The 7,530-nt window shown below is 51.3% G+C and carries 5 protein-coding genes; 2 read left to right on the top strand and 3 right to left on the bottom strand.

Annotated features, from left to right (window positions below):
• The first annotated feature begins 30 nt into the window (after positions 1-30).
• Positions 31-390: a DUF3467 domain-containing protein gene (locus tag GmarT_RS19070; protein WP_002649561.1), complete on the top strand. Its 360-nt coding sequence runs from the start codon at positions 31-33 to the stop codon at positions 388-390.
• A 545-nt stretch (positions 391-935) separates the two neighbouring features.
• Positions 936-3,812 (top strand): 2-oxoglutarate dehydrogenase E1 component, encoded by a 2,877-nt coding sequence (locus GmarT_RS19065; protein WP_002649562.1) that lies wholly within the window; start codon positions 936-938, stop codon positions 3,810-3,812.
• Between the two features lie 3 nt (positions 3,813-3,815).
• Here GmarT_RS19065 and fhcD read toward each other — a convergent pair whose 3' ends face one another.
• From fhcD to GmarT_RS19050, 3 genes are all read right to left on the bottom strand, one after another.
• Positions 3,816-4,736 carry a formylmethanofuran--tetrahydromethanopterin N-formyltransferase gene (gene fhcD, locus GmarT_RS19060; RefSeq protein ID WP_002649563.1) on the bottom strand — a complete coding sequence of 307 codons (921 nt, stop codon included), beginning with the start codon at positions 4,734-4,736 and terminating at the stop codon, positions 3,816-3,818.
• Positions 4,737-4,822: 86 nt separating this feature from the next.
• On the bottom strand, positions 4,823-5,476 hold the full coding sequence (locus tag GmarT_RS19055) for a response regulator transcription factor (RefSeq protein WP_198139461.1): 654 nt from the start codon (positions 5,474-5,476) through the stop codon (positions 4,823-4,825).
• Positions 5,466-7,514: a PAS domain S-box protein gene (locus GmarT_RS19050; RefSeq protein ID WP_002649565.1), complete on the bottom strand. Its 2,049-nt coding sequence runs from the start codon at positions 7,512-7,514 to the stop codon at positions 5,466-5,468. Before GmarT_RS19050 ends, GmarT_RS19055 begins: the two co-directional genes overlap by 11 nt.
• Positions 7,515-7,530: the final 16 nt, after the last annotated feature.

The raw sequence follows: 7,530 nt of genomic DNA, 5'->3' as shown, positions 1-7,530 counted from the left end.
TTTTTGTATCACATTGAGGAGAAAAAAAGCGTGAGTGCTAAGAAAGATGACAAACCAGCTGAAGAGACAACAGAACCTGCAGCAGAAGCAGCACAGGCTCCAGCACAGCAGCAACAGGTCAAAGTGAATGACGACAATGTGACTGCCAGCTACGCCAACTTCTGTCGCGTATCCAGTACTCCAGAAGAATTGATTCTGGACCTGGGTCTGAATCCTCAGCCACTGGATCCAGCAAACACAGAGATCAGTGTTGGTCAGCGGATCATTCTGAATCATTACACCGCCAAGCGTCTCTTGAGCGCTCTCTCAATGGCTTTACAGCGTCATGAGCAGGCCTTTGGTGTTCTGGAAACAGATATCCGTAAACGAGTTGTTCGTCAGCAGACATAGTGCTTTGTCGAGCTGGAAATTGAGGGTTGGGGGGATTGTTCAGGTGCTCCGTAGTCGCAGCCTGCGATATCTATTCAACCCGATATTTCAAAATGACATTCCACTGGTCTGAATGCAGTGATTGTCTTGATTCCCGTTGCCATGGGAAACGATTGCAGGTTACAATCACGAAAGATCAAGCCTACCCGCCGGCCCGATGTCCTGGACATCGGAGCCGGTTTTTTTTTGCTGTTGTCGGGAAGGGAATGGTCGAATAATGCATGTAATGGTCTGTCAGAGGGTTGAATCCCGATTTTCCGGTTTTTCCTGAAGATTTGGATAAAAGTATGGCAGCGGTTGAGTAGGAAAGTGAAATCGACTTTGGTAACTTTCTTTCGGACAGCGCAAGTCTGCTAGAGTACAGAGCTTTAAATCTCTGATCTAATACGGTAATGTAAAAGAAACATGTTTTAAACCTGTATTCGCGACAGAGCATTCTCCCTGCGTGTCGAGTTGACACTGTGCCTGCCCTGTCCGGATTCATAATTAAGCCCGGAGAGGGCAAAATGCTTGATAAACCAGATTCAGCTTCGTATTACTCTGAAGGCAATGGGCACTCTGACAATCAACTTCCAGAAGAAATAGTCAACGATTTAAGCTCGGAATCGTTAACCTTCGTGGAGTCGCTGTACACGAGCTATCTGGAGTCGCCGAGCTCTGTCTCCCAGGAATGGCGTGACTATTTCTCGAAGTTCCCGCAGAAGATGACCCGGAGCCGCAAACCGAATTTCGGGCCCTCCTTCAAACGCCATACCATGTTCAACCCTCCTGGCAGACAGGAACGGGAGGGTATGGACCGCCAGACGATGAAAATCGCCGATCGTCAGGAGCGCCTGGACCAGTTGATTCGTAATTACCGTGTGCGTGGTCACATTCTGGCTTCACTGGATCCCTTGGGAAAGAAACGGGCCACGCCTCCCGAGTTGATGCCTGAGTTCTATGATTTCTCTGAACGGGATTACGATCGCGTCTTTTCGACGTCGACATTTGGTGGTCCGAAGCAGCGCACCCTGCGCGAGATGATTCAGTGGTTAAGAAATACTTACTGCCGATCGATTGGTGCGCAGTTTATGCACATCGACAGTCTGCGTGTGCGGAAGTGGCTGCAGAACCGGATGGAAAGTACCGCGAACTTCCTGAAGTTCGAGCGTCCCGAATCGTTGCGGATTCTGCGCCGGTTGACTGATGCCGTTGTGTTTGAAGAGTTCATCCAGAAAAAATATGTCGGCCTGAAAAGTTTCTCGCTGGAAGGGGCCGAGAGCCTGATTCCGCTGCTGGATCTGGCGATTGAAAAAGCGGGTGAGCAGGGCGTAGATGAAATTGTGTTCGGAATGGCACACCGGGGCCGCCTGAATGTTCTGACCAACATCATGGGGAAAAAACCACGCGAAATTTTCCGCGAATACGAAGACTCTGTCCCCGAAATGAGTGTGGGCCGAGGCGATGTGAAATATCACCTGGGATACAGTTCCGACTGGATGACCGAATCCGGGCACAACGTGCACCTGACGCTCTGTTTCAACCCGAGCCACCTGGAATTCGTAAACCCGGTCGCGATGGGCCGGATGCGTGCCAAGCAGGATCGCTGGTCCAATATTGATCGAACCAAGGGGATGGTCCTGCTGATTCACGGTGATGCTGCTTTTGCCGGGGAAGGGGTTGTCCAGGAGAGCCTGAACCTGAGTGAGCTGCGGGGCTATCGAACCGGTGGTACCATTCATGTTGTCGTGAATAACCAGATTGGTTTCACAACGGATCCGGCACAGAGCCGTTCTTCCACCTACGCGACAGACGTGGCAAAGATGTTGCAGATTCCCATATTTCATGTGAATGGCGAAGATCCGGAAGCGGTTGCCCAGGTGGTCCGGCTGGCGATGGATTTCCGCAAAGAATTCCACCGCGATGTCGTGATCGACATGTATTGCTATCGTCGCCGGGGACACAATGAAGGGGATGAGCCGGCATTCACGCAGCCCCTGATGTACGACATCATCAATAAGCGTCCTTCAGTGCGAGACAGTTTTCTGCAGCGCATGCTGGAACGGAAGTCTGTGACCAAAGAAGACGGAGACCGGCTGCAGGATGAAAGTGTTTCTCACCTGGAGTCCGAACTGTCAGCGGCCCGGGTCGAGAATTATCCGCATACGGTGGAACTGCCGGCAGGCATCTGGGCTGGATACCGGGGCGGTCGCGAGTTACCGGCAGACCAGATTGATACCGGAATTCCCGAGAAGAGCCTGGTGAACCTGTTGCTGAAGCAGACAGAGGTCCCCGATAACTTTACGCCTCACAAGAAGATCCAGCGACTGCTGAATATCCGTAAGGAGATGGCAGAGGGGGAGCGGAAGATCGACTGGGGAACGGCTGAGGCCCTGGCATTTGCCTCCCTGCTGACAGAAGGCTATCGCATCCGGGTCAGCGGTCAGGATGCACAGCGGGGCACATTCAGTCATCGTCATGCCGTGCTGCATGATGTTAAAAACGGTAAAAAATTTACTCCCCTGAAACACCTGGTCGAAGGACAGGGGCCGGTCGAGTTTGTGAACAGCCCGCTTTCTGAAGCAGGCGTTCTCGGCTTTGATTATGGTTACAGTCTGGACTGTCCTGATGGTCTGATTATCTGGGAAGCGCAGTTTGGTGATTTCTGTAACGCGGCCCAGGTGATTATCGATCAGTTTATTGTGAGCGCGGAAGATAAATGGCAGCGTTACAGCGGCATGGTGATGCTGTTGCCTCACGGATTTGAAGGTCAGGGGCCGGAACACTCCAGTGCCCGCTTCGAGCGTTTTCTGCAACTGGCGGCGGAAAGTAATATCCAGATCGCGATGCCTACGACGCCGGATCAGTTTTTCCATCTGCTGCGTCGTCAGATGATCCGCAAATGGCGGAAGCCCTTAATTGTGATGACTCCCAAGAGTCTGCTTCGGCATCGTGACGCGGTTTCCAGCTTCAAGTCGATGAGTTCAGGGTCATTCATCAAAGTGATCGGCGACACCACAGACCTGAACCCGAAAAAGGTCAAACGGGTTCTGCTGTGTACCGGTAAAATCTACTACGATTTGAGTGAGCACCGTAAACAGGCTGAACGGGACGATGTGGCCATTATCCGGATGGAACAGCTTTACCCGGTTCCCAAAGAGGAACTGAAACAGGCGCTGGCTCCGTATCCGGAAGGGACTCCAGTGTACTGGGTCCAGGAAGAACCGGAAAACATGGGGGCCTGGCGGTTCATGTATTGTCGCTTCAAAGGCAATCTGTTTGGTCGCCATCCATTGAAAGGCGTTTATCGTCCGGCAAGTGCCAGTCCGGCAACCGGTTCAGGACGCAGTCATCAGTTTGAGCAGGAGATGCTGATTTCCGAAAGTTTTCGGGAAGAAGAGTAACGTCTACGGGCGGTCAATCAGGTCTTTGAGATGGAAATGATGTTTCCCCAGTTTACCGCCATAGTTACCGGCGGTAATCTGGAGGATCCCCGGTTGCTGACAGACGGTATGCAGACCTGACTTCATTGCCTGTTGCACGGGTTCAAATGCTGCACCATCGATGACAATTTCGTAGACGCAACCGGTTCCCTCCGGCAGATCCGAAGTTGTCTGTGCCTGTAAAGTCGGGCAATAGGCATCGTTGGTACTGGCCTTGAGTTTTGAATAGCGGGAGCCGACTTTGCTGCCGCTGCGGACGATGCCGCCGGGGAAGGGAAGAATAGTGAGCTCGACCTGCTGCATCGCAGAGACGGCTGCTTCTGTCGCCAGAAGCCCGCTTTTCTGATCGGTGGCACAGATTAAGAGGTTACCGCCGGCGACCCCCTTGAATGTACCCGTCTGATCTTCGCAGACAAACTCTCCATCCATCACGGGCACGCGCCAGAGTCTGCGATCTCCCCACTTCTTCGAGACCTGGAAACCGTCTCCAAAAAAACGAAGCTGGCTGCCTAAGGCAATGTTCTTTTCCGGATCTTCCGGGGTATAGCCCGAGTAACAGGCAGTGGTGGGGCAGGTGAGGATGCATTGTCCCACGCGGTTGGTGACGGCTTTTTCCAGGGCGGACTGGCCGAAGGCGAAGAACATGAGGCTGACACCGGGCCGTCCATCGGGGCTTTCTGCCGGGGAGAGAAATTTTTCTACACCGGCTTCGGCGTCACAGGCAATCACGCTGGTGGCATAGCCGGTAACTTCTGCTGCTGCGATTCTGACCCAGGATTCTGTGAGAGCCGTCACGATAATTCGCGTACCGACAGTGGTAAATGCTTCAGCAAAGGTATCGCATATGGGAACGCCGTTTAGTGCCAGTTCTGTATGATTATTCAAAATGGTTCCCGGGGAATCTCAAAGGGCAATGATAAAGTGATTAAAGCGGAATTGATTATTGCGGAATCAGAGGCAAAATCAAAGTCTCACTGGTTGCGGTTGTACTCGGGAACATCTTTGATCTGCAGATCCATCTGAATCAGTTTCGGAACACTTTTAGCCTGCATTTTTTTCATGATTTTAGCGCGGTGTGCTTCGACCGTTTTAAAACTGACATTCAGCGTTCCTGCGATTTCGCGGCTGGAGAAGCCGGCAACCACGTACTCCATGACTTCCCGTTCACGGCGGGTCAATAATTCTTTCCGCTCCATCAGATCCTGATTTTGTATCCGGTTCTGTTTGTTTTTGATGTCGGTTTCGATGCCTTTCTGAATGTAATCCAGCAGCACCTGATCGCTGACAGGCTTTTCGAGAAAGTCGATTGCTCCCGCTTTCATAGCCCTGACGGCCATGGGAACATCCCCGTAACCAGAGACGATAATGACAGGAATATCGTAGCCTCGCTCCCTCAGTTTTTCCTGTAATTCAAGACCACTCATGCCGGGGATTCTGATATCCAGGACCAGACAGCCGGGAATCTCGGGTGAGTAACTCTCCAGAAATTCACTGGCAAGTTCGTGCGTCTGCACCTTCAGACCGACCGATTCAATCAGCCAGCGGAGCGATTTTCTGATGGCGGGGTCGTCATCAACAACGAAGACAGTTGCTTCCTGCTGAATAGTCATGTTTTCAGATAACACTGATTCGATCTCCATGAGCTACTGGAAAAGTGAGAATAAAACTGGCCCCCTGTTTATTTCGGCGCGGGGTCAGTTTCCCGCCGTGCGCTTCAACAATGGTCTGGCTGATTGCCAAACCGACGCCCAGTCCTTTTTGTTTTGTTGTATAGAACGTTTCGAAGATAGATTTTTCCTGACCCTTTTTCAAACCTATTCCGCTGTCTGTCACAGATATCATCAGATTCCCTGACTGATCCTGATCGGATTGGATCAAAACTTTACGTTCTTCGGGAGGCTGTTCAGACATGGCTTCGAAGGCATTTAACAGCAGGTTGACCAGTACCTGTTCAATCTGGATAGCATCTCCAATGATCCGGAGCGGTCCCGGGCTTAATTCCATTTGCAGCGTGACAGCATTACGTTGAATCTCGTGTTCGAGGAGTGCGATCGAATTTTGAATGACTGCGTTGATATCCAGTATTTTCTGTTCTACTTCGCTCTTCTGAACATGTCTTCTGAGACGCTTGATTGTTTCGCTGGCGCGTTGTGCCTGACGCGACATCTCTTCGAGAGGTTCAATCAGATTATCCAGAGTTGTGGTTCCGGACTGAATGCGGCGGATACAGCCATTTGTATAATTATTGATGGCTGCCAGAGGCTGGTTCAATTCGTGCGAGAGTTCGGCAGCCAGTTCCCCCATTGTTGAGAGTCTTGACAGGTGGGCCAGTTCCGCACGCCGCCTCACCAGTTCCTGTTCTGCCTGTTTCTGCTGGGTGATATCGGTTGCAATAACCATGGCAGCGATGATTTTTTCTTCGCTCACCATGGCACTAATGCGACAGGAGTAGAGCGTTTTTTTACCTTCCGTGTTGAGCCCTTCTGTTTCCATCAGTTGTGTCATTCCCGAGTCGAAGACTTTCTGAAGTTTCTCGCGGGCTTTATGGATGTGAGACTGATTCATGTAACTGAAAATGGGTGTGCCGATGATGTCATCCATGTTGACTGATTCGATTTGATGATTGATAAAGAGAATGCAGCCTGCCTGATCCAGGGTCAGAATGGTGTCGGGGGCATTGGTCACCAGAGAGCGCCACTTGGCTTCCGTCTGTTGCAGCGCGTTATACAGTCGGTTTCGTTTGGTGTATTCTTCGTTCAGGATGGCATGTGCATGCTCCAGTTCGGCGGTACGGGAAGCGACTCTGGCTTCGAGGTTTTCGTTTAATTTTTCTAGCTCTTCCAGGGCAGACTGTTCCCTGGTGACATCTTTGACACAGGAGAGAAGAAATGTTTCACCCCGAAAATAGATCTGGACCGCGGAGAGCATCGTGCATAAACGGGTGCCATTCGGTATGATGAAGTCAAAAGAGAGCTCGCGCGCGGTCCCTTCTTTCTGGACTTTTTCAATCATCTCCCTGCGGGATTCTTTGCTGGGCCAGAAACCGATGTCAAAGGCGCTTTTCCCCAGAATGTATTCCCGGTTGCATTGCAGCGCGGTTAGAAATTTCTCATTGACCTCGATGAAGACACCCGTGTCGATTTCCGTTATACACATCGCGATCGGATTGAACTGGAATATCTTGCTGAAGCGTTCTTCGGAACGGCGGAGTTCTTCCTGTGAAGCGACTTTTTCGGTGATATCAATGGCAACTGAAAGAAATCCGTCGACGTGACCTTGTCCATCAAAAAACGGACTATATTCCACGTCAAAGACAAGCGCGCCTGCTGTCCGCCTGCGTTGTAACTCTTCACCGTTGAGTGTTCGTCTGAAAATCTCGATCAGTTCAGGGTCATCAGCGTACTCTTTGAAAATGGATTTCCCCACCCATTCTCCCGGGAGAAATCCCAGGCGGTTGAGGCCACCCCCTTCAGAGAGTGTGACGATTCCATGACGATCAACGGCCCAGATAATCAGCGGAGGGATGGAAAGGATTTTTCGCAGCAGTTGATGATCTGAGTCGAAGATATTTTGCAGGAGTTCGCCGGACTGCAGTTCCGGGAATGTTTCCGATAAGATCCGGGAGGAGAGCCTGTTGTGGTCTGGTGACTGATTGTGATTCACTGGGCACCTCCTCAGC

Source organism: Gimesia maris, from assembly GCF_008298035.1.
GTDB lineage: Bacteria > Planctomycetota > Planctomycetia > Planctomycetales > Planctomycetaceae > Gimesia > Gimesia maris.
This window is presented reverse-complemented; position numbering and strand designations above follow the sequence as displayed.